19 protein-coding genes are annotated in these 21,647 nt (G+C 62.7%); 10 read left to right on the top strand and 9 right to left on the bottom strand.

Annotated elements, in window-relative coordinates; all coding sequences use genetic code 11:
- The first annotated feature begins 9 nt into the window (after positions 1-9).
- Positions 10-1,098, top strand: a complete 1,089-nt coding sequence (locus ACFSNN_RS25935) for a diguanylate cyclase (protein WP_134457452.1) — start codon at positions 10-12, stop codon at positions 1,096-1,098.
- A 141-nt stretch (positions 1,099-1,239) separates the two neighbouring features.
- On the opposite strand, the gene mdeB is transcribed toward ACFSNN_RS25935, so the two are convergent.
- Positions 1,240-3,993: an alpha-ketoglutarate dehydrogenase gene (gene mdeB, locus ACFSNN_RS25940; RefSeq protein ID WP_134457453.1), complete on the bottom strand. Its 2,754-nt coding sequence runs from the start codon at positions 3,991-3,993 to the stop codon at positions 1,240-1,242.
- Positions 3,994-4,145: 152 nt separating this feature from the next.
- On the opposite strand from mdeB, the gene ACFSNN_RS25945 reads away from it, so the two are divergent.
- Positions 4,146-4,673, top strand: a complete 528-nt coding sequence (locus ACFSNN_RS25945; protein WP_134457454.1) for an Lrp/AsnC family transcriptional regulator — start codon at positions 4,146-4,148, stop codon at positions 4,671-4,673.
- A 24-nt stretch (positions 4,674-4,697) separates the two neighbouring features.
- Here ACFSNN_RS25945 and ACFSNN_RS25950 read toward each other — a convergent pair whose 3' ends face one another.
- A complete protein-coding gene (locus ACFSNN_RS25950) occupies positions 4,698-5,510 on the bottom strand; it encodes an SDR family NAD(P)-dependent oxidoreductase (protein ID WP_134457455.1) in 813 nt (270 codons plus the stop codon).
- Between the two features lie 185 nt (positions 5,511-5,695).
- Here ACFSNN_RS25950 and ACFSNN_RS25955 point away from each other — a divergent pair, with 185 nt between their 5' ends.
- Positions 5,696-6,637, top strand: coding sequence for a GlxA family transcriptional regulator (locus tag ACFSNN_RS25955; protein ID WP_134457456.1), 942 nt, complete (start codon positions 5,696-5,698; stop codon positions 6,635-6,637).
- A gap of 68 nt (positions 6,638-6,705) precedes the next feature.
- Positions 6,706-7,131: an HIT family protein gene (locus ACFSNN_RS25960; protein WP_106284957.1), complete on the top strand. Its 426-nt coding sequence runs from the start codon at positions 6,706-6,708 to the stop codon at positions 7,129-7,131.
- Between the two features lie 547 nt (positions 7,132-7,678).
- Here ACFSNN_RS25960 and ACFSNN_RS25965 read toward each other — a convergent pair.
- Positions 7,679-7,999: a hypothetical protein gene (locus ACFSNN_RS25965; RefSeq protein WP_244322800.1), complete on the bottom strand. Its 321-nt coding sequence runs from the start codon at positions 7,997-7,999 to the stop codon at positions 7,679-7,681.
- 143 nt (positions 8,000-8,142) lie between these two features.
- Here ACFSNN_RS25965 and speG point away from each other — a divergent pair, with 143 nt between their 5' ends.
- Both speG and sap1 read left to right on the top strand, forming a co-directional pair.
- Positions 8,143-8,685: a spermidine N1-acetyltransferase gene (gene speG / locus ACFSNN_RS25970; RefSeq protein WP_012434867.1), complete on the top strand. Its 543-nt coding sequence runs from the start codon at positions 8,143-8,145 to the stop codon at positions 8,683-8,685.
- Between the two features lie 452 nt (positions 8,686-9,137).
- Positions 9,138-9,476 (top strand): surface attachment protein Sap1, encoded by a 339-nt coding sequence (gene sap1 / locus ACFSNN_RS25975; protein WP_012434866.1) that lies wholly within the window; start codon positions 9,138-9,140, stop codon positions 9,474-9,476.
- A gap of 258 nt (positions 9,477-9,734) precedes the next feature.
- On the opposite strand, the gene ACFSNN_RS25980 is transcribed toward sap1, so the two are convergent.
- The 5 genes from ACFSNN_RS25980 to ACFSNN_RS26000 all read right to left on the bottom strand — a co-directional run bounded on the left by ACFSNN_RS25980 (position 9,735) and on the right by ACFSNN_RS26000 (position 16,801).
- Positions 9,735-11,468 (bottom strand): IlvD/Edd family dehydratase, encoded by a 1,734-nt coding sequence (locus tag ACFSNN_RS25980; protein ID WP_134457458.1) that lies wholly within the window; start codon positions 11,466-11,468, stop codon positions 9,735-9,737.
- Positions 11,469-11,506: 38 nt separating this feature from the next.
- A complete protein-coding gene (gene araH / locus ACFSNN_RS25985; protein WP_106284922.1) occupies positions 11,507-12,511 on the bottom strand; it encodes an L-arabinose ABC transporter permease AraH in 1,005 nt (334 codons plus the stop codon).
- Positions 12,512-12,586: 75 nt separating this feature from the next.
- On the bottom strand, positions 12,587-14,134 hold the full coding sequence (gene araG, locus ACFSNN_RS25990; RefSeq protein WP_134457459.1) for an L-arabinose ABC transporter ATP-binding protein AraG: 1,548 nt from the start codon (positions 14,132-14,134) through the stop codon (positions 12,587-12,589).
- An 87-nt stretch (positions 14,135-14,221) separates the two neighbouring features.
- Entirely contained in the window at positions 14,222-15,226 is a 1,005-nt protein-coding gene (locus ACFSNN_RS25995) for an arabinose ABC transporter substrate-binding protein (RefSeq protein ID WP_134457460.1), read from the bottom strand.
- A gap of 126 nt (positions 15,227-15,352) precedes the next feature.
- Positions 15,353-16,801, bottom strand: coding sequence for an aldehyde dehydrogenase family protein (locus ACFSNN_RS26000; RefSeq protein ID WP_134457461.1), 1,449 nt, complete (start codon positions 16,799-16,801; stop codon positions 15,353-15,355).
- Positions 16,802-16,990: 189 nt separating this feature from the next.
- On the opposite strand from ACFSNN_RS26000, the gene ACFSNN_RS26005 reads away from it, so the two are divergent.
- Both ACFSNN_RS26005 and ACFSNN_RS26010 read left to right on the top strand, forming a co-directional pair.
- On the top strand, positions 16,991-17,968 hold the full coding sequence (locus ACFSNN_RS26005) for a LysR family transcriptional regulator (protein ID WP_134457462.1): 978 nt from the start codon (positions 16,991-16,993) through the stop codon (positions 17,966-17,968).
- Between the two features lie 141 nt (positions 17,969-18,109).
- Positions 18,110-18,664, top strand: coding sequence for a YaeQ family protein (locus ACFSNN_RS26010; protein ID WP_106303025.1), 555 nt, complete (start codon positions 18,110-18,112; stop codon positions 18,662-18,664).
- 23 nt (positions 18,665-18,687) lie between these two features.
- On the opposite strand, the gene ACFSNN_RS26015 is transcribed toward ACFSNN_RS26010, so the two are convergent.
- Complete coding sequence (locus tag ACFSNN_RS26015) at positions 18,688-19,113, bottom strand: VOC family protein (protein ID WP_134457463.1); 426 nt, start codon at positions 19,111-19,113, stop codon at positions 18,688-18,690.
- 397 nt (positions 19,114-19,510) lie between these two features.
- On the opposite strand from ACFSNN_RS26015, the gene ada reads away from it, so the two are divergent.
- Positions 19,511-20,689 (top strand): bifunctional DNA-binding transcriptional regulator/O6-methylguanine-DNA methyltransferase Ada, encoded by a 1,179-nt coding sequence (gene ada, locus ACFSNN_RS26020; RefSeq protein ID WP_134457464.1) that lies wholly within the window; start codon positions 19,511-19,513, stop codon positions 20,687-20,689.
- Positions 20,686-21,603, top strand: a complete 918-nt coding sequence (locus tag ACFSNN_RS26025) for a DNA-3-methyladenine glycosylase family protein (protein WP_134457465.1) — start codon at positions 20,686-20,688, stop codon at positions 21,601-21,603. The genes ada and ACFSNN_RS26025 overlap by 4 nt, the downstream gene beginning before the upstream one ends.
- The last annotated feature ends 44 nt before the right edge of the window (positions 21,604-21,647 follow it).

The raw sequence follows: 21,647 nt of genomic DNA on the forward strand, positions 1-21,647 counted from the left end.
CCGAACATCATGGACACTCCTAAGCCGCATCAGAACGCCGCCGCGCAGGATTTCGCGTCGGACGCGGTGGACGCCCCCAATCTCGCGATCGACGATGCCCTCGCGCGCATCCTCGGCAATCCGCCCGCAGCCGAGTGCCCGATCATGGTGCTGCTGGTCGACGATCAGGCGATCATCGCCGAGGCGATCCGCCAGGCGCTGGCCGACGAACCGAGCGTCGACTTTCACTACTGCGCCTCGCCTGAAGAAGCGCTGCGCTGCGCCGCAGAAACGCGCGCCACGGTGATCCTCCAGGACCTCGTGATGCCGGGCACCGACGGCCTCACCCTCGTGCGCCAGTACCGGCAGAATGCGGCGACGCGCGACATTCCGATCATCGTGTTGTCGACCAAAGAAGAGCCGCTCGTGAAAAGCGCGGCCTTCGCTGCCGGCGCGAACGACTATCTGGTGAAGTTGCCCGACCGCATCGAGTTGATCGCGCGCATCCGCTATCACTCGCGTTCATACCTGAACCTGATTCAACGCGACGAGGCCTACCAGGCGCTGCGTCAATCGCAACAGCAATTGCTCGCGACGAATCTGGAATTGCAGCGGCTCACGCATTCGGACGGCCTGACCGGCCTGTCGAATCGCCGCTACCTCGATCAATACCTAGCCGCCGAATGGCGTCGCAGCACACGCGACAAGACCGGCCTCGGTTTTCTGATGATCGATGTCGATAACTTCAAGGCTTATAACGATACCTACGGGCACGTTACCGGCGACGAAGTCCTCAAGACGGTCGCGCATACCGTCGAATCGTGCCTCGGGCGCTCGGCGGACCTCGCGGCGCGCTTCGGTGGCGAAGAGTTCGCGGTGGTGGTGCCGGGCACATCGTCGGGCGGCTTGCGCCTGCTCGCGGAAAAGGTCCGCATTGCAATCGAAGGGCTGGCAATTCCGCATTCGGGCTCCGCGACCGGCATCGTGACGATCAGCATCGGCGCGGCGACGCTCGTGCCCACGGCCGCCGAACCGGTGACGAAGCTGATCGAAGCGGCCGATGTCGGCTTGTATCGCGCGAAGCGGGATGGGAAGAATCAGGTTGCGGTCAGCGATTGATTGTTCGGCCTGCGGGTCTACTAACGTGGAATGAAAACGCGCCGGTTTGCAGGGCGGGTTTTCATTTGCGGCAGTAGCGGTAGCAGTAGCAGTGGCACCAGCACTGGCAGTACATACGGCGGTTTCTAACGTGTGCGCTTCTTAGCATTGCCACGACGCGGCACCGACCGGCGCATCGCCGCGATACTTGCTGCGTGCTTCGACAAGCACGCTTGCGTCAATTGCGCCCTCGTCCACCAGCGCCTTCAACGCGGCGATCACAATCGACTTGCGGTCCACTTCGAAAAACTCGCGCAACGCCTGACGCGTATCGCTGCGGCCGAAACCATCCGTGCCGAGCGTGACATACCGGCGCGGCACGTACGCGCGAATCAGTTCCGGCACAGCGCGTACATAGTCGGTCGCGGCGACGATCGGACCTTGCGATGCATCGAGCGCCTGCGTGACATACGGCGCTGCGCTCGCTTCGCCGAGACGCGCGAGCCGTTCCGCCGCCATGCCGTCGCGCTGCAACTCGGTGAAGCTCGTCACGCTCCACACGGCGGCGTCGATCTGCCAGTCGCCCTTCAACATCTGCTGCGCCGCAATCACTTCGCCGAGAATCGCGCCCGCGCCGAGCAACTGCACCTGAGCTTGCGTGCTCTCCTGATCCGGCGCCGGCACTTGCACCGTCAGCGGATAGAGGCCCTTGAGAATCCCTTCACGCAGCGCCTGCAAGTCGCCGCCCGGCACGGAAGGCTGCGCGTAGTTTTCGTTCATCACCGTGACGTAATAGAACACGTCGCGCTGCTGCTCGACCATTTCACGCATGCCCTCGTCGACGATCGCGGCAACTTCGTACGCGAACGCCGGGTCGTACGCGCGGCAATTCGGAATCGTCGATGCCGCCAGATGGCTCGAGCCGTCCTGATGCTGCAAGCCCTCGCCGCCGAGCGTCGTCTTGCCCGAGGTCGCGCCAATCAGGAAGCCGCGCGCACGCTGATCCGCCGCGGCCCAGATCAGATCGCCGATGCGCTGGAAGCCGAACATCGAGTAGTAGATGTAGAACGGCAGCATCGGCAGATCGTGCACGCTGTACGACGTCGCCGCCGCGATCCACGACGACACCGCGCCCGCTTCCGAAATGCCCTCCTCCAGAATCTGGCCTTTCGTGTCCTCGCGGTAATACAGCATCGAGCCGAGATCTTCGGGCTCGTACAACTGCCCGAGCGGCGAATAGATCCCGACCTGGCGGAACATGTTCGCCATGCCGAAAGTGCGCGCTTCGTCGGCGACGATCGGCACCACACGCGGGCCGACGTCCTGATCCTTGAGCAGCGCGGTCAGCATGCGGACGAGCGCCATCGTCGTGGACATCTCGCGGCCGTTCGAGTCCAGCGAAAATTGCCCCCAGGAGGACACCGGCGGGACGGTCAGCCCCTTCGATGCAACTCTCCGCCTTCTGGGCAGATAGCCTCCGAGAGCCGCCCGGCGTGAATGCAGGTAGTGCATTTCCGGGCTGTCTTCCGCGGGTTTGTAAAACTTCACCTGTTCGACGTCCTCGTCCGTGAGCGGCAGGCGGAAGCGATCGCGAAACGCCTTGAGGTCATCGAAGCCCAGCTTCTTTTGCTGATGCGTGGTCATGCGGCCCTGGCCCGAGGTGCCCATGCCGAAGCCCTTCATCGTCTTCGCGAGAATGACCGTCGGCTGGCCGCGATGTTCGAGCGCCTTCGCGTAGGCCGCGTGCAGTTTGCGCACGTCGTGGCCGCCGCGGCGCAGACGGTCGATGTCGTCATCGCTCAATTGCGCGGCGAGCGCGGCAAGCTCCGGGTTCTGGCCGAAGAAGCGTTCACGGTTATACGCGCCGTCGTTAGCCGAGAAGGTCTGGAACTGGCCGTCGACGGTATGGGCGAACGCGCGCAGCAAGGCGCCCGTGCGGTCGCGCGAGAACAGCGCGTCCCAGTCGGAGCCCCAGATCACCTTGATCACATTCCAGCCGGCGCCGACGAAGTGCGCTTCCAGTTCATCGATGATGCGGCCATTGCTGCGCACCGGCCCGTCGAGCCGCTGCAGATTGCAGTTGATCACGAACACGAGATTGTCGAGCCCCTCGCGCGCGGCCAGCGAGAGCGCGCCGGTCGATTCCGGCTCGTCCATTTCGCCGTCGCCGAAAAAACCCCATACCTTGCGGCCTTCCGTTTGCACGAGGCCACGATTGGCGAGATAGCGCATGAAACGCGCTTGATAAATCGCGTTGATCGGGCCGATACCCATCGAGCCGGTCGGGAACTGCCAGAAGTCCGGCATCAGCCACGGATGCGGATACGAACACAAACCCGGACCGCCGATCTCGCGGCGATAGTGCTGCAAATGCTGCTCGCTCAAGAACCCTTCGAGGTAAGCCCGCGCATACACACCCGGAGACGAATGCGGCTGGAAATACACGAGGTCGCCCGTGCCCTCTTCTCCGCCCGGTGCGGCCGCGCGAAAGAAATGATTGAAGCCGACCTCGAACAGATCCGCCGCCGACGCGTAGCTCGCGATATGGCCGCCGAGTTCGCCGTAGGCCTGGTTCGCGCGCACCACCATCGCCAAGGCATTCCAGCGCAGCGCGGCGGCGAGCCGTTCTTCGAGTTCGAGATTGCCCGGATAGCGCGGCTGCTGGTCGAACGGGATCGTGTTCTGGTACGGCGTGACATTGGTGCGCGCCGATTCGACACCCAGCGACAGCGCGTGGCTTGCAAGCTTGTCGAACAGGAACTGCGCGCGATCGCGGCCGACATGCGCGACGACTGCATCGAGCGCCTCCAGCCATTCGGCGGTTTCCTGCGGATCCGTATCCGCCCGCTCCGCGCTTTCAACGCGTCGTGGATTGGATAACCGCAACTGCTCGCTACCGCTGGACAAATCCGTCATGGCACCACTCCCGCATCGACGCGTTCGGTTCAAGATCGAGTGAGTCAATGGTAACCATGTGCTCACAAAATGAGCGTCTCATTTGCTTGTGAACCCGGACTGCGATAGGCTATTTATTCCTGATTTCGCCATCACAACAGAATATTTCATCTATGACCACGCCACCCAGACGGCTGGACCGCATCGACATCGGCATCCTCAGCCAGTTGCAGCAGAACGCGCGCATCACCAATGCGGATCTGGCGCGCTCGGTGAACCTGTCGCCCACGCCGTGCTTCAACCGCGTGCGGGCACTCGAAAAGCTCGGTCTGTTCAAGCAGCAGGTCACGTTGCTGAACCCGGAGCCGCTCGGGCTGCGCATCAACGTGTTCATTCAGGTGAGTCTGGAAAAGCAGGTGGAAGACGCGCTGCAGCGTTTCGAGCGGGCGATTTCGGAGCGCCCCGAGGTGATGGAGTGCTATCTGATGACCGGCGACGCCGACTATCTGCTGCGCGTGGTGATGCCGGATATGCAGACGCTGGAGCGCTTCATCGTCGATCATCTGACGAAGATTCCGGGCATCTCCAATATCCGCTCGAGCTTCGCGCTCAAACAGGTGCGTTACAAGACGGCGCTGCCGTTGCCGTCGTCGGGACTGACGTTGATCGATCCCGACGACGTGTCGACTGACTGGCGCTGAAGGCGGTTTCAGTCCGTCCCGGCGTTATGCCGCCGAGGCGCCGCGCGTGTAGCGTGCGGCCGGCAGCTTATGCGACAGGTTCGGCTGCAATTGCTGACGTGCGTCGTTGAAGCGTTCCCAATCCGCCGCATCCGGCAACGACGGAATCGTCACCAGTTCGCCCTGGTCGAGGCCGGCAAGCGCGGCGTCCACCATGTCTTCGGCAGTCATCACGATCTGCTGCGGCAGATGTTCGACCGCGAGACCCGCACGGTCCCAGAACGCCGTGCTGGTGGCGCCCGGCAACACAGCCTGCAATTGCACGCCCTTGCCACCCACTTCGTGATGCAGCGACTGCGTCAAGTTAAGAACGTAGGCCTTGGTGCCGCTGTACGTGCCGTTCAACGTTTCCGGCGATAGCGCGACGATCGACGCAATATTGATCACGATGCCGTTGCCCCGCTCCACCAGGCCCGGCACGACCGCCGCCGTCAGGCGCGTGAGCGCGGTCACGTTCAGGTCGATCATTTTTTCGAGCGCGTCGACGTCCGAATCGATCAGCGAGGCGGTCGCGCCGACGCCGGCGTTGTTGACCAGCATCGTGATGTCACGATCCGTACGCAGCTTTTCTTCGATGCGGCGCACGTCGGCTTTGACGGTCAGGTCCGCGCCGATCGTTTCGACGTGGCGGCCGGTTTCCGTCGTGAGACGCTCGGCCAGGCCGTTCAGCCGCTGCACGTCGCGCGCCACCAGAATCAGGTCATAGCCGCGCCGCGCGAGGCGGTCCGCATACACCGCGCCGATACCCGACGATGCGCCCGTCACCAATGCCGTGCCCTTGCCTGTTTGCGTTGCCATTTGAATCTCTCCTTGCGGGCGTGGCGCTTCGCGCCTGTGCCCTGTCCGATAAGTGAATGGGAAAAACCGGGAAACTCCGCCGCCGCTGCCTGGCTGTTGTGCGGCATTGCGGTGTTGACGAAGCAAGTCTAGACGCGTAGCCTGCTGTCTCAAATGTCGTGTTTACCTCGTTTTAGGACATTGCGATGAGACACGTCGGCGTGGTGGTTTTTCCAGGCTTCCAGATCCTCGATATGGTGGCGGTCTCGATCTTCGAACTGGCCAACCTGGAGGCCGGCCAGCCTGAGTACGAGGTAGAGATCATTTCCGAGCATGGCGGCATGGTGCGCAGTTCGGCGGGCGTCGAGGTCGCCACCCGGCCGTTCGGCGATCCGGCGTACGACACCGTGGTGGTCACCGGCGCAATGCAGATCGCGCCATCGTCGCCGGGATTGCGGGCGTTTCTGAACGAGGCGCTCGGCGCGGCGCGGCGCACCACGAGCATTTGCACGGGTGCGTTCGTGCTGGCCGAGGCCGGGATTCTCGACGGCCGCCACGCGACCACCCACTGGTTTCACGCCCGCGATCTGCAACAACGCTTTCCGCAAACGCGCGTGGATGAAGACCGCATCTTTATCGTCGACGGTTCGGTGTGGACGTCGGCGGGTATGACCGCGTGCATCGATCTGTGTCTGGCGCTGGTTGAAAACGATCTCGGTGTGGAAGTGTCGCGCGCGATCGCCAAGAAGCTCGTTGTGTACCATCGCCGCACCGGCGGCCAGTCGCAGTTCTCGGCCATGCTGGACCTGGAGCCGAAATCCGACCGCATTCAGAACGCGCTCTCGTACGCCAAAAGTCATCTGCGCGAACCGTTGACTGTCGAGCAGCTCGCCGACGTCGCGCATCTCAGCCCGCGCCAGTTCAGCCGCGCGTTTCGCGACGAAACCCGCCAATCGCCGGCCAAAGCCATCGAAGCATTGCGCGTCGAGGCCGCGCGCGCCATGCTGGAAGCGGGCCGCCATTCCATGGAGGCGGTGGCCGCTGAAACGGGCTTCGTCGATACCGAGCGGATGCGGCGCGCCTTTCTGCGCGCGTTCGGTCAGCCGCCGCAGGCGATCAAACGCGCAGCGCGCGTGGGCGTGCTGTAACACAGGTGATGGACAATGTCGGCAACAGCGCCTTACCCGATATGACCTTCCACGATAAGAGGAACGCGATGAACTACGACGACAGCAATCCCTTCGCAAGGATTCTGCGTGGCGAACTGCCCTGCATCAAGGTGGCCGAAACCGATGCCGCCCTCGCCTTCATGGATCTGATGCCGCAAGCCGACGGGCATTTGCTTGTGGTGCCGAAGGAAGCCGCCGCTGAGATTTTCGAGTTGTCGGATGCCTCGACGGTGGCCTGCATGCGCATGACGCAGAAGCTCGCGATCGCGGTGCGCGCGGCGTTGCGGCCGGACGGCGTGTTCATCGGACAATTCAACGGCGCCGCAGCGGGACAAACCGTGCCGCATGTGCATTTTCACGTGATCCCGCGCTGGGAAGGCCAGCCACTGCGAATGCATGCGCGCGACGTCGCCGACGCGGACACGCTCGAAGCGCTCGCCAAACGTATTCGCTCACATTGGCGCGCCGACTGAGGCGATGCATCGCCCGGTTCCGCGCGCGGTCATGCGCCGTAACATGTGTAAAGGCCGCTGAAACCAGCCGCTTGCACCGTACGGCTAGACTGGTCCTTGCCTTGGTTCTCGCAAGGCATTGAGTGTGGATCTCTTTTTAGCCTGCCCGACACGGGCAGGCTTTTTTATTTGCCTTGGGTTGCCTCGCCGCCGCGCTCGCGGCACGCATTAAAAAAACCCGCACACGGCGGGTTTGATTTTGCTACCGATGGTACGGCGGCGGACCATGATGCGGCGGTGGCGGACGCCGATGATGACGGTGGTGACGCGGCGCCGGCACGCGGTGGCAACGATTTACCAGACGGCCATGTACCCACACGCGCTTGCACACCACTCGCGAATGCGCTTCGGCGGTAGTCGGCACGAAGGTGATGGCGGTTGCAGCCAGCAGCATCAATGACATCAGTTTGCGCACGAATCCTCCTGTTCAACGGGCCGCTATTTTAGGGCGGCGAGTTGATTCGTGCAGGGCGGCACGCAGGCGGACCGGGCTGGCAAGCACAGCGCGTCAGAGACGATCCCGCGAACGGCGCAGCGGATGCCGCCAGTCGATGCGGCGCGGTCTTACGTGCATCGGTCGCATCTCGTGCAAATGCCGGTGTTCTTGCCACAATTCGTCGGAGAAAAGAAAGGCGACGATGAGCAGCGGAATGACCAGAAACGCACCCAATATCAAGTTCTCGATCACGGCAGCCTCCGATTGCAGGAGCATGATTTCATTGTAGAGCACCGCGCGTACCCGTACCGTGCCGCGCACCTCACAATTGCCGCGTTCGCGCCGGGGGCGGCTCTGCGACGACGCGACGCCCTGCGCGTGCGGCACCCGCATGGCGCCTGGCTTATCGTAAGAAAGTCTCGTGGGGACGAGATAGCTTGCAAGAACTCCTCGCACGGTGCCCTGACTAACTGGAAAGCGCGCAAGCCCGCACAAACCGCGCGCATTCAAACCAAAAATTCTTGAGGGGAATTCCAATGACAACCGAACGCAGCAGCGAACTCACTTTGCGCCCGCTCGAGCGCACCGATCTGCGCTTTGTCCATGAAGTGAACAACAACGCGAAAATCATGCGTTACTGGTTCGAGGAGCCGTATGAAACCTTCTCGGAACTGACCCAGCTGTACGACCAGCACGTGCACGATCTGCGCGAGCGACGCTTCGTGGCGATCGACAACGAGGGGCAAACCGTCGGCGTGGTCGAGTTGATCGAGCTGGACTATATTCACCGACGCGGTGAGTTTCAGATCATCATCGCGCCGCATGCGCAAGGCCGCGGCTACGCGACCCTCGCCACCCAGCTCGCCACCGACTATGCCTTTTCGGTGCTGAACTTGCGCAAGGTCTATCTGATCGTCGACAAGTCGAATACGGCGGCGATTCACGTTTATGAAAAGTGCGGCTTCAGACACGAAGCCGAGTTGATCGAGGAATTTTTCGGTAATGGCAGCTATCACAACGCTTTGCGAATGTGCATGTTCCAGTCCGAGTTCTTCGAGGCGAATCGACGCGTCGACTGATTTCACGAAAGGCGCAGGCTGCCTTTTATGGCGCCCCTGCGCGCACCGTTCGTCAAGCTGGCACTCTTTATCTTCTGCAAGCACACCGTTATTTCGTGACTCTGCTTTAGTCCGTTGAATGACTTGGTGTGCAACGCACCAAATGCGCGGATTAATTGTAGTAAATCACTTAATTGACGCCTCTCGTTTACGCGAATACACGCCGCAAAGCTTTACTGGTTAAAGCGGCGTGGCCTGCTTGCCTTTTTATTATCCGTTGCAACCGCAGCCAATTAGGCCGTTGCCCAACGATTAAGCAGGTGCAAATGACGGTGCGACATTTCGCCGCTGTTGCGACCGCACACAAGATGTGCTTGTCGTTCTCTCGCGTTCTCCTAAAGTGCAAGATGCGGGTTCAAAGTTAAAGTTAAATACATAGCTAACCTGAGTATCCACCCGCACCGGAGGAAAATATGAAAATGCGAATTGCCGTTGTTTTCGCCATTGCGGGATTGGCTGCCGCTACTGTTCAGGCGCAAGACGTCATGATCAAGCCGCAGCAAACCATCCAGTTCAAGGCCAACGCGTATGGCTGCCTGTCGAAGGATAAACTCGACGCCGCCGACCAGCATGCGCAAGCCGGCGAACAGCAAAAAATGCAGGAATTCTTCTCCGGATATCAATGTGTTTCCACTCCGGAAAACTCGAGCTTCCGTGTCGTCCGCGTGGTCGGTCACGACATCGAATTCGTGAATTCCGGCAATAGCGATACGCAAGGCCTTTGGGCAAACGACCGATTCATCAAGCAATAAGCTGAACGCCGTCCATTCCGGCGAAAAGCCGGAATGTAATTTTGCGCGTCTGTCCTCTGACTTGATAAGCCGGAGGTGGTGAAGCTGTGAGTTAAAAAAATCGGCTTGGCATGACAATGCCCGGCCGATTTTATTTGCGTACACTTGCTTCGCTTCTGAACGGACAGAAAAAAGCCGATGCGGATTGTCTCGATCCGCATCGGCAGTACGCCTTCTCGCAAAGCGCAGGGAACAACCGTTTAACGCATGAACAGCCGCTCAGTGTGAATCGCGCGGCACCGGAGCGCCGCTCGATCCCACCAGGAAGTCGAGATCCGCGCCCTGGTCGGCTTGCAGCACGTGCTCGACGTAGAGCTTGTAGTAGCCGCGCTTTGGCGCCTCGGGCGCCTGCCATGCGGCGCGCCGGCGCGCGAGTTCCTCGTCGGTGACGTCGAGATGCAGGCGGCGTTCTTCGACGTCCAGTTCGATCATGTCGCCGGTCTGCACGAACGCGAGCGGGCCGCCCGCGGCCGCTTCCGGCGACACATGCAGCACCACCGCGCCGTACGCCGTGCCGCTCATGCGGCCGTCGGAAATGCGCACCATGTCCGTGATGCCTTTTTGCAGCACCTTTTTCGGCAGCGGCATATTGCCGACTTCCGCGAAGCCCGGATACCCCTTCGGCCCCGCGCCCTTGAGCACCATGATGCAATGCTCGTCGATATCGAGCGACTCGTCGTCGATCTTCGCGTGCAGTTCCTCGATGTTCTCGAACACCACCGCGCGACCGCGATGCTTGAGCAACGACGCCGTTGCCGCCGAAGGCTTGATCACCGCGCCATTCGGCGCGAGATTGCCCTTGAGCACCGCGATGCCGGCCTTCGGCTTGAACGGCTCGGCGAACGTCGTGATGACCTTCTCGTCGTGATTCGGGGCGTTGCGCACGTTATCCCAAAGGGTCTTGCCGTTCACGGTCAACGCTTCTTTGTGCAAGAGCCCTTGCTCGCCGAGTTGCTTCAACACCGCCGGCAAGCCGCCCGCGTAGTAAAAGTCCTCCATCAGATATTCACCGGACGGTTGCAGATTCACCAGACACGGCACGTTCGACCCCAGCTCCCAATCCTCAAGCGACAACTCCACGCCAATGCGCTTGGCGAGCGCAATCAGATGGACGACCGCATTGGTCGAGCCGCCGATCGCCGCATTCGTGCGGATCGCGTTTTCGAAGGCCTGGCGCGTGAGGATCTTGTCCATCGTCAGATCCTCGCGCACCATGTCGACGATGCGCCGGCCCGCAAGATGCGCGAGCACCTGGCGGCGCGCGTCGACGGCGGGAATCGCCGCGTTGTGCGGCAAGCCCATGCCGAGCGATTCGACCATCGAGGCCATGGTCGACGCCGTGCCCATCGTCATGCAGTGGCCGCGCGAGCGGTTCATGCACGACTCGGCTTCGGTGAATTCTTCCTGCGTCAGGGTGCCGGCGCGCACTTCCTCGGACATCTGCCAGACGCCCGTGCCGGAGCCGATGTTCTTGCCGCGAAACCGGCCGTTAAGCATCGGGCCGCCGGAAACGGCCAGCGCGGGCAAATTGCACGACGCCGCGCCCATCAGCAGCGCGGGCGTGGTCTTGTCGCAGCCGACCAGCAGAATCACGCCGTCCATCGGATTGCCGCGAATCGACTCCTCGACGTCCATGGAGGCGAGGTTGCGAAACAGCATCGCGGTAGGCCGCAAATTAGTCTCGCCGAGCGACATCACCGGGAATTCGAGCGGCAAGCCGCCGGCTTCATGCACGCCTTTCTTCACGTACTCCGCCAGCTCGCGAAAATGCGCGTTACACGGCGTCAGTTCCGACCACGTATTGCAAATGCCGATCACCGGGCGTCCGTCGAATTCGTCGTGCGGGATGCCCTGGTTTTTCATCCACGAGCGATGTAGAAAACCGTCGCGGTCCTTGAGGCCGAACCACGCCTGGCTGCGTAGCGGCTTTTTAGTCTGGTTCGAATCAGCCATGAAATCTCCTGTTGGCAAACGTGGGGGCGGGGCGCGCTTCAGTGCACGCGCTTGCTGCGGCGGAACTGGTCGAACAGCACCGCCAGCAGCAGGATCCCGCCGCGAATAAGGTATTGGTAAAAGGTCGGCACGTTGAGCAGGCTCATGGCGTCCTGCACCGAGCCCATGATCAGCACGCCGACCAGCACACCGGAAATCGTCGCGACGCCGCCCGTGAGCGAGACGCCGCCGAGCACGCATGCGGAAATCACGCCGAGTTCGAGGCCGACCGAGGTCTTCGGATCGCCCAGACTCATACGCGACGCAAGCATCACGCCTGCAAATCCGGTGACGAGGCCCTGCAATACGAACACTGTGATCTTGATCCGCGTCACCGGCAAGCCCGCCAGCAACGCAGCCTCGCTATTGCCGCCGACGGCGAGTACGTTCTTGCCGAACACAGTTTTCTTCAGCAAAAAGCCGAACAGCACGAAGCCGACGATGTTGCTCCAGATCGGATACGAAATGCCGAGAAACGCGCCGCCGCCGAGGTCGAAGAAACGTTCTTCGGAGATCATCACGGCGTCGCCGTTCGAGGTGATGTAGGCGAGGCCGCGCACGACCTCCATCATGGCCAGCGTAACGATCAGCGAATTGATCTTGTAGCGCGCGACCAGCACGCCGTTGACGAGTCCAACCGCGCCACCCGCAAGCACGCCGGCCGCGACGCCGAGCATCACGCTATGCGTCGCGGTGATCAAGGTCGACGCCACCACGCCCGCGAACGCGACGATCGACGCCACCGACAAATCCACTTCGCCGAGCGCGAGAACGAACATCATCGTCACGGAGATCGAGCCGATCAGCGTGACGGAGAGCAGCAAGCCCTGGATGTTTCGCGAGCTCAAAAAATCCGGCACGGTGAACGACAAAGCCGCAAACAGAATCACGAACACCATCACGATGCCGGACTTGTTGATCAGGTCCCAGGTGCGCGCGGCGCGCGCGCTCAAGCCCGCTGAGGCGACCGCTGGGGTGGAGGAATCGGTTGAAGGTGTCTGCATGGTGTTTATTCCGTTTCTATGGCTATGCCGTAATTCGATTCGGTTGCTTCGCTGTGTTGAGGATTCAAGGCGGCGTCAGCGGGGCAGGGCGAGCTTGATCAGCGCATCCGGCGTGGCCTGCGCCTTGGGCAGATCGCCGACGATGCGACCTTCCTTCATTACGATCACGCGATCCGTCACGCCGATCACTTCGGCGAGATCGCTCGACACGACGATCACCGTGCGGCCCGCTTCGGCGAGCCCATACAAAAGCCCATAAATCTCGCTGCGCGCGCCGACATCGATGCCGCGCGTGGGTTCGTCCATCAGGAAAACGTCGATGTCTTCGGCGAGCCAGCGCGACAGAATCACCTTCTGCTGATTGCCGCCGGACAGCGTGCCGATGGGCGTGTCGCCGTTGCGCGTCTTGATCGCGAGCTTGCCGATGAACTCTTTGGCGGTCTGCGCTTCCTTGCGTCCGTTGAGCACGTTGAAGCGGCTGAAATGGCGCCGGCAGCTGATGTTGAGGTTGTCCGATACCGAGGCGATCGAAACGATGCCTTCCTGCTTGCGGTCTTCGGGACACAACGCCACGCCCGCGCGCACGGCATCGCGCGGTGTGGCAAAACGCACGCGCTTGCCTTTAAGCGTGATCTCCCCGGCATCCGGTTTGACCGCGCCATAGATGAGCTTCATCAGCTCGGAGCGTCCCGCGCCGACTAGCCCGAAGAAGCCGACGATTTCGCCTTTGCGTGCCGTGAAAGAAGCCGGCTCGCGCAGGCCGCGTCCCATCATTTCCTTCACGTCGAGTTGCACGTCGCCGAGATCGCGCGAGCGATAGCCGTACACGTCGGCGATCGAGCGGCCCACCATGCAGCTGATCAGGCGATCACGGTCGAGTCCTTCACCCGCTTCAAATGTATCGATGCGGCGACCGTCGCGAAACACGGTGACGCGATCGCACAGTTCGTAGACTTCATCCATCCGATGCGTGACGTAGATGATCGCGCGTCCTTCGGCCTTCAATGCGCGAATGATCCGGAACAATTGCGTCGTCTCACGCGACGACAGCGAACTGGTCGGTTCGTCGAATGCGATCACGCGCGCGTCGCGCATCAGCGCCTTGCCGATTTCGATCATTTGCCGTTGGCCGATCGAAAGATTCTTGACCTGCTGCGACGGATCGATTCTTTCTCCGAGCCGTTCCAGTTCGCGCACGGCACGCGCGACCAGCGCTTTTTCGTCCAGTACGCCGAAGCGATTCGGCAGGGCGCCGAGCATCAGATTTTCCGCAACCGTCAGTTCCGGCACGAGATGCAGTTCCTGATAGATGATCGCCACGCCCGCGGCAATCGCGGCCTTCGTCGTGGTGAATTGCTGTTCGACGCCGTCGAGCGACAAGGTGCCCGCCGCCGGTTGATTCACGCCGGACAACACCTTGAGCAGCGTCGACTTGCCGGCGCCGTTTTCGCCCATCAAGCCGTGCACTTCGCCGCGCCGCACTTCGAGCGACACCTGGTCGAGCGCGAGCACGCCGGGAAAGCGCACGGTGATGCCGTCGAGCCGCAGATACGGCTCGGTGGAGGCGAGCGCAGGCGAGGGCGCTGCTTGCGCGGCGTGGGACTCGGTGTGTGAGAACGTCATCGAAAAACCTCAAGCTGGTGAACAACCTGTGCGGACCGCTCTCGCCTGAGCGAGAAGCGGCCCGCAGCGTGCGAACTCGAATACCGCTTAAATGCCGAGTTCTTTGCGCACGTCCTGCCAGTTGCTACGCACCATCAGCTTGCCGGTGGTCTGCGTATCGGCGGGCGGCTGCTTGCCGTCCTTGATCCACTCGACGAGGTTCTCCGTGCTTTCCTTGCCGTGCATCGTCGAGCTCACGGCGATCGTGCCGTAGAAGCCCGTCGGTTCCTTCTTCTGGAATTCGGCGAACGCTTCGCCCGCGCCGTTGATGCCGACACCAATCACGTCCGCGGCGGGAATGTGCAATTGCTCGGTCGCGCGTACGCCGCCCAGCACGCTTTCTTCGTTGAGCGCGAAGATCACCCACTTCTTGATGTTCGGATGCTGTGCGAGCACCGGTGAGGAGGCGTTGAAACCGCCTTCGTCGTCCGTCGTCTTTTGCGGGGCGTCGAAGATGTTTTCCTTCTTGAAGCCGCCGGCCAGCAGCGATTGCGTCGCGCCGTCGGTGCGCAGTTTCGCGGTCGGCAATTCGTAGTTCGTGATGCGCAGCGCGCCGACTTCTTCCGGCTTCCAGCCACGGCGCTTCATCTCTTCGGCGATAGCGGTGCCGACCTGATTGCCGATCTTGAACGCAGACATGCCCAGATGCGGCACGTTCGGCAGCGGCTTGCCGGTCGAGTCGACCAGTTGATCGTCGACGGTGACGAACTTCATGTTGTAGCGCTTGGCCCGCGCCTGGATCGCCGGTCCGAGACGCACGTCGGGCGCGCAAATCACGAAGCCTTTGGCGCCTTGTGCGCCGAGGTTGTCGATCGCGGCCAGCACTTTTTCACCGTCCGGCGTGCCGATGTTCACCACGGAGAAGCCGTCCTTCTGGCCGAGCGCGCTCGCGGCTTTCTGTTCGTTGATGAACCATGCCTGCTCCGGCATCTTCACGAGGAAGCCGACTTTGAGCGGCGCATCCGCGTGCGCGGAAAGTTGCATGGCAAAAGGCGCGGCGAGGGCGGCGGCCGCCATCGCGGATAGCGTCAAACGGCGAAGCTTGCTGGTCATATCTGTCTCCTGAAGTTAAAAAAGCTGCGTTGATTTGTTTGATTGCAGCGGGTGATGCACGGCGGCGTCAGCCGGGACGCGGATGAACGTTGGGGTGCGTGGTGAGGTGAAGCGATCGCATGACCATCAGCCCGCCACGTACGCCGTTTTGACAGCGCTCCAGAAGGCCGCGTCCGTCGCACCATAAGCGGACGCTTTGCGGCCGCCGCCGGGCGCGTGATGCTCGACGGCAGTGGTCGGCAGATTGATCGTGACGAGGCCGCTATGCACATGACGGCGGAAATGCCGCGCCCGATTGAGCGAGCGCGTGCAAATGCCGGCGCACAGACCGTAAGCGGTGTCGTTCGCGAGATGCAGCGCGTGGTCGTAGTCGTCCGCGCGCAGCACGACGGCGACGGGGCCGAAGATTTCCTCCCGCGCGACACGGTGTTCTGATTCGCCGATAAAGAGCGCCGGTTCGAAAAAATAGCCACGTGTCGCGCGTTCCAGTTGCCGGCCGCCGCTCAGCAATTGCGCGCCTTCCTGCTGACCGATGCGCACGTAGTCGAGATTGCGCTCCAACTGCACGGCGTTGGCCACGGGACCCATATCCGTGCCGTGCTTCAAGGCGTGATCGATCGAGAGTCTGGCGAGCTTCGCCTGCAATGCGTCCACGAACGGTTCGAACACCGCGCCTTCGACGATCAGTCGCGCCGCCGCGGTGCTGCGTTGGCCCGTCGAGCCATAGGCGCCGCTCAAGGCGGCGTCGACGGCGCCTTCGAGATCGGCGTCGGCCAATACGACGAAGGGATTCTTGCCGCCCATCTCCAGTTGCACGCGCGCTTGGCGCGCGACGGCGGTTTGCAGCACGCGCGTGCCGGTTTCCGCCGAACCGGTGAAGCTGATCGCCGCCGTCAGCGGATGCGCGGCGATTCGCGCGCCGACCTGACGGCCGCTGCCCATCACGAGGTTGAACACGCCCGCGGGCAAACCGGCGCGGCTGATGATCGAGGCCAGCGCCGCCGCGCAAGCCGGCGTCGATTCGGCCGGCTTGAAGACGACGCAATTGCCATGGGCGAGCGCCGCGCCGATCTTGGCCGCCGCAACCGCCAGCGGCGCGCTCCATGGCGCGATGATGCCGACCACGCCGAGCGGTTCGCGCGTCACGTCGATCTCGACGCCGGCACGTGCCGACGCGACGGGCTCAGTGAAGGCGCGCATTGCCTCGGCCGCGCAGAGCTTGAAGATCTGCCCGGCACGCGTCGCTTCAGTCAAGGCGTCGGGCAGCGTCTTGCCGACTTCGCGCGCCAGCAGCCGGCCGAGTTCGTCGCGACGCGCGAGCATCTCGCTGCCGATGGCGTCGAGCGCGTCCGCGCGGCGCTGCGCCGAACCCAACGACCACTCGCGGAAGGCCGCGTGCGCCGCTTCGATGGCCATATCGGTTTGCCGCACGTCGGCTCGTACATATTCGCCGACCGGATCGTCCAGGTCCGATGGATTGAGCGAGACGCCCGTGGTCGCGCCCGTCTCCCATCCGCCATTGATGTAATGGCGCAACGGACTTGCAACGAGTGGGACGAGCGGATCGCGGTTCATCGACGGAAAGGCGCCACGTAAGGAAGCTCAGAAAGTCCACGAATGGTATGAGCCGCCCCAATAACTTTCCAATCCCTTTTTAGGCTATCCCGATATCAATTCCGGTATGGCATGATGGAGCCTTGCCTTGGCAGCGTTTGCGGCTCGTGACTGCGAGCCGCCTCATCGGAAACAGGTCGGAGACAGGCCATGACACGTAGCTACTCGAACTGGTTCGTGCGGGCGCGGCTCAAGACGCGGCAGTTGCTATTGCTCGCGGCAATGGAAGAGGAAGGCAACGTCCGGCGTGCCGCCGACGTGCTCGGCATGACCCAGCCCGCCGCGTCGCGTCTGCTGAAAGAGCTCGAGGACATGCTGGAAGTGAGCCTGTTCGACCGCACGCCGCATGGCATGCATGCCACGCTGTATGGCGAAGTCATGATCCGTCATGCACGCATGGTGCTGTCGAATCTGAGCCATGCGCACGACGAAATCTCGGCGTTGCGTTCGGGGCTCGCGGGGCAAGTGCGGATCGGCGTGATCGCGGCGGCCGCAGCGACCATGGTGCCGCGCGCGATCGCCAGCGTGAAGGAACGCTATCCGCAACTGCAAATTTGGGCCGAAGTCGAAACCTCCGACGTGATGCTGCCGCGACTGGCGGAAGGCGAACTGGACATCATGATCGGCCGCGTATTGGAGCGGCAGAATCAGTTCAAAACTGAAGTGCGCTACGAACCGCTCGCCGACGAACCGCTTTGCGTGGTGGCGCGTCCCGGTCATCATCTCGAAAATGAGACAGGTTTGACACTGCGTGGAATCGTCAACGCGAGCTGGGTTTTACATCCTCCGGGCAGTGTTTTGCGTCATCGCTTCGATCTGATGTTTTCGCAAATCGGGCTAAATCCGCCGCAAAACGTGGTCAATACCAACAATTTTCTCGCGATTTCGAGCCTGCTGCTCCAAAGCGACATGTTGGCGGTTTTACCGGACGAAGTGGCGCGTCAGTACCAACAGTATGGCGTTCTGAAGCGGATACCGATCGATTTACCGTGCAGGATGGACACATTCGGTATCATCACGCGCCAGTCGCACCTGCGTTCTCCGGCGGCCTCGGTCGTGCTCGAAGCCTTGCGGGAAGCCGCTGGCGAGGTCTACGGCACCGCTTTCGAACCGACAGTGGCGCGATAAATGCTTCTCTCGCGGTATGCCAGCCGGCTGACGGCGCGGGAGGAACAGAAGATGTACAACAAACACGGAAAACGGCAACGCGCCGTCGACGATTCTTTTTCAGTTCGCTCCGGTGGAGCGAGCGCCTGGTTTAGCAACGGCATGGCTCTCAAATCGACGATTTACAAGGCGGAATTGCAGATCGCCAACATGGACCGGCATTACTACGCCGACCATTCGCTGACGATCGCACGCCATCCCTCGGAAACCGACGAACGGATGATGGTTCGCGTCGCCGCGTTCGCGCTGTTCGCGCAGGAGCGGCTCGAATTCTGCAAAGGTTTGTCGGATGTGGACGAACCGGATCTGTGGGAGAAGGATCTGACCGGCGCGATCGAAACCTGGATCGAAGTCGGCCAGCCGGATGAACGGCGCATCGCCAAGGCAAGCGGCCGCTCGAACGAAGTGATCGTGATCGCCTACGGCGGCCGCGCGTCGGACATCTGGTGGCAGGGCGTGCGCAACAAGGTGGAACGCATGCGCAACGTGACGGTATGGACGCTCGGCGAAGACGTCGCCACGGCCCTCGGCTCGCTGGCCGAACGGACCATGCGGCTGCAATGCACCGTGCAGGACGGCGAGGCGTGGCTTGGCAGCGCCGAGGCCGATGCGGTGAAAATCGAATGGACGGTGTTGAAGGCGCCCGCCAACGCCTGACGCTTCCTTCAATGGCGTAAGCCTTAGAGCGACGTGACGCGCGCCGCTTCCGGCGGCCCCTTGAGTTCGACCATATTGCCTTCCGGGTCGAACAGATACAGTGACTGTCCATAGCCGTCCGCGCCGTAGCGCTGGCCTAGTTCGCCAAGCCGCGCGCCGTGTTCGGCCAGATGCGCCTTGAGCGCTTCGGCGTCGAACGGATCGATGCGCAAACACACGTGATCCATGTTCCGCCCGGCGCCCGGCACGCCGTTTTCCGCGTGGTCGAGTTTGCCGCCCACCTGCAACAGATCGATCAGCGAGCGCCCCGCTCGCAACTGTGTCAGGCCCAGATCGCGCTGTTCCTTCTCGACGCTGCAGCCGAGCACGTCGCAATAGAAACGCGCCATGGCCTCGACGTTCGTCGCCCGAATGACAACGTGATCGATCTCGCGAATGTGGATTTTCATGTGGAACGCCCCTTGGCTGGCTCGCAGAACCGGTGAATCGCCAGTGTAGAAGAAGAAAGGGCAGCCCTGCGAGTGCAGTCCGTGGAAGCCGCCGTGAGGGCCGGATCAGAACCGTATGGGCGAAAAAAAGCCCGCTCTATGTGGAGCGGGCTGAATCCATATCAGGAGGAGACATGGAGGAGACAAGTACTAATATACACATCGGCCTGGTGCGACGCAATAACTTTTTAAGGGAAAACCCGATATCGTGCCAAATTGTCGCAGTTTTCCGCTAAACGGACGCCTGGCGGGGCTTCGGGTCTACGAAGAAGCGCAATGACAGAGCAAGAACCGGAGCGTAGTGTGTCGGCATGCGGCCTACATTGGTGAGCATCGACACCGTCTCTTCGGGACCATCATGAACCGCAAATCTACCGATACCGCCACCGGCGCCAGCCACTGGACTTCCGACGACGCGCGCTGGGAAGCCGTCACGCACCGCGAATCGCAAGCCGACGGCGCGTTCTTTTATGCCGTCAAAACAACCGGCGTGTTCTGCCGTCCGTCGTGCGCCTCGCGCCTGCCGCGCCGTGAGAACGTCGCTTTTTTCGCCGATGCCGCCGCCGCGCGGGCCGCGGGCTTTCGCGATTGCAAGCGCTGCCAGCCCGGCGGCCTGCCGCGCGAGCTGGAAATCGTGAATCGCGCGTGCGCCGCGCTGGACGCCGACCCGCAAGAGCGCCTCACGCTCGCGCAATTGAGCGACGCCGTGCACGTCAGCCCGTTCCATCTGCAGCGTCTTTTCAAGCGGGTGGTGGGCGTGTCGCCGCGTCAATATCAGGCCGCGCAGCGGGGCGCCGCCTTGCGCGACGCGCTCCAGAGCGGCTCGGACGTCACGCGCGCCACGCTCGACGCGGGTTTCGGCTCGCCGTCGCGGATGTACGACAGCGCATCCGCCGAACTGGGCATGGCGCCGTCCGCATATCGCCGCAAGGGCGCCGGACTCACCGTTCGCTATGCCAGCGCGCCGACCTCGCTCGGTCATGTACTGGTCGCGGCGACGGAGAAGGGCATCTGCAAAATCGGCTTCGGCGACGACAAAGCCATGCTCGCCGACGACCTGCGCGGCGAATTCGCCAACGCCGACGTGTTGGAAGATACCGAACACATGGCGCCGTTCATCGCGCAGATCGACGCCTATTTGCGCGGCACGCGTCAAGATTTCGATCTGCCGCTGGACATCGCCTCGACGGCATTCCGGCAGCGTGTGTGGGACGCGTTGCGGCGCATCCCATACGGTGAGACGCGCAGCTATTCGCAGATCGCCGAAACGGTCGGCGCGCCCCGCGCGGTGCGCGCGGTGGCCAGCGCGTGCGCGACGAATCCGGTGGCACTCGCAATTCCTTGTCATCGCGTGGTGGCCAAGGGCGGAGCGTTGGCGGGGTACCGCTGGGGTTTGCCACGCAAGGCCGCGCTGCTGGACAACGAGGCGCAGCACGCCGGCGACTTTTCGGGCGGCCAGGCCGAGCGCAACCGCCGCGCCGATGCAGACGTTGACCTCGATATCGAAACCACCACCAAACTGGACCACGCCGCGTGAGTACGCCTGACGAAGTCGCTACCCTTGAATTGCCGTTCAAACCACCCTTCGACTGGCCGCGCCTGCTGCGTTTCTTCGGCGGACGCGCGACGCCTGGCGTCGAGGCGGTGGAAGACGGCGCGTACCGTCGCGCGATCGCCTGGGCCGGCGACAGCGGCACGCTGAGCGTGCGTCTGCATCCGCGCAAGCGTTGCCTTGTCGCGAGCATGGAAGGGCCGGTGAGCCGTCACGCCGACGCGCTCGCCGCGCCGATTTCGAAGATGTTCGACCTGCACGCCGATCCGAAAAAGATCGGCGCCGAGCTCGCCGCTGACCCGTGGCTCGCGCCACTGGTCGAAGCCGTGCCCGGCTTGCGTGTGCCGGGCGCGTGGTCGGGCTTCGAGCTGGTGGTGCGCGCGATCGTCGGGCAGCAAGTCAGCGTGAAGGCGGCGACCACCATCATCGGCAGACTGGTGCAGCGCGCCGGCGAGCGCATCGAGGGGCATCCGCATGAGAACACCGCCTGGCGCTTTCCGACGCCTGCCGCGCTGGCCGCCGTGGATCTTGCGCAAATCGGCATGCCGGGTAAACGTGTAGCGGCGTTGCAGGGGTTCGCGCACGCGGTCGCCACCGGTGATGTGCCGCTCGACAGCAACATGGCCGACGCCGGCAGTCTGCGCGCCGCGCTGCTCGCGCTGCCCGGCATCGGCCCGTGGACCGTCGAGTATGTGGCCATGCGCGCATGGCGCGATGCCGACGCGTGGCCCGCATGGGACCTCGTGCTGATGCAGTCGATCTGCGCGCGCGATCCGTCGCTCGTGCGGCCCACGCAGCAGCGCGCCCGCACCGACACATGGCGGCCGTGGCGTGCGTACGCGGCGATGCATCTGTGGAATGAAGTAGCGGACCGCGCGGGCGCCGCGCGTGGCGGGTAAGTCGCCGCGTCGCGCCTGTCGTTCGACGCGGTGCGGCGCCGATG

The organism is Paraburkholderia dipogonis (genome assembly GCF_042680985.1).
GTDB classification, from domain to species: Bacteria; Pseudomonadota; Gammaproteobacteria; order Burkholderiales; family Burkholderiaceae; genus Paraburkholderia; species Paraburkholderia phytofirmans.

What these genes read in the sequence shown, in the direction of transcription:
- ACFSNN_RS25935 (WP_134457452.1), top strand. Translation starts at nt 10, where the DNA reads ATGGACACTCCTAAGCCGCATCAGAACGCCGCCGCGCAGGATTTCGCG.
- mdeB (WP_134457453.1), bottom strand. Translation starts at nt 3,993, where the DNA reads ATGACGGATTTGTCCAGCGGTAGCGAGCAGTTGCGGTTATCCAATCCA.
- ACFSNN_RS25945 (WP_134457454.1), top strand. Translation starts at nt 4,146, where the DNA reads ATGACCACGCCACCCAGACGGCTGGACCGCATCGACATCGGCATCCTC.
- ACFSNN_RS25950 (WP_134457455.1), bottom strand. Translation starts at nt 5,510, where the DNA reads ATGGCAACGCAAACAGGCAAGGGCACGGCATTGGTGACGGGCGCATCG.
- ACFSNN_RS25955 (WP_134457456.1), top strand. Translation starts at nt 5,696, where the DNA reads ATGAGACACGTCGGCGTGGTGGTTTTTCCAGGCTTCCAGATCCTCGAT.
- ACFSNN_RS25960 (WP_106284957.1), top strand. Translation starts at nt 6,706, where the DNA reads ATGAACTACGACGACAGCAATCCCTTCGCAAGGATTCTGCGTGGCGAA.
- ACFSNN_RS25965 (WP_244322800.1), bottom strand. Translation starts at nt 7,999, where the DNA reads ATGCGGGTGCCGCACGCGCAGGGCGTCGCGTCGTCGCAGAGCCGCCCC.
- speG (WP_012434867.1), top strand. Translation starts at nt 8,143, where the DNA reads ATGACAACCGAACGCAGCAGCGAACTCACTTTGCGCCCGCTCGAGCGC.
- sap1 (WP_012434866.1), top strand. Translation starts at nt 9,138, where the DNA reads ATGAAAATGCGAATTGCCGTTGTTTTCGCCATTGCGGGATTGGCTGCC.
- ACFSNN_RS25980 (WP_134457458.1), bottom strand. Translation starts at nt 11,468, where the DNA reads ATGGCTGATTCGAACCAGACTAAAAAGCCGCTACGCAGCCAGGCGTGG.
- araH (WP_106284922.1), bottom strand. Translation starts at nt 12,511, where the DNA reads ATGCAGACACCTTCAACCGATTCCTCCACCCCAGCGGTCGCCTCAGCG.
- araG (WP_134457459.1), bottom strand. Translation starts at nt 14,134, where the DNA reads ATGACGTTCTCACACACCGAGTCCCACGCCGCGCAAGCAGCGCCCTCG.
- ACFSNN_RS25995 (WP_134457460.1), bottom strand. Translation starts at nt 15,226, where the DNA reads ATGACCAGCAAGCTTCGCCGTTTGACGCTATCCGCGATGGCGGCCGCC.
- ACFSNN_RS26000 (WP_134457461.1), bottom strand. Translation starts at nt 16,801, where the DNA reads ATGAACCGCGATCCGCTCGTCCCACTCGTTGCAAGTCCGTTGCGCCAT.
- ACFSNN_RS26005 (WP_134457462.1), top strand. Translation starts at nt 16,991, where the DNA reads ATGACACGTAGCTACTCGAACTGGTTCGTGCGGGCGCGGCTCAAGACG.
- ACFSNN_RS26010 (WP_106303025.1), top strand. Translation starts at nt 18,110, where the DNA reads ATGGCTCTCAAATCGACGATTTACAAGGCGGAATTGCAGATCGCCAAC.
- ACFSNN_RS26015 (WP_134457463.1), bottom strand. Translation starts at nt 19,113, where the DNA reads ATGAAAATCCACATTCGCGAGATCGATCACGTTGTCATTCGGGCGACG.
- ada (WP_134457464.1), top strand. Translation starts at nt 19,511, where the DNA reads ATGAACCGCAAATCTACCGATACCGCCACCGGCGCCAGCCACTGGACT.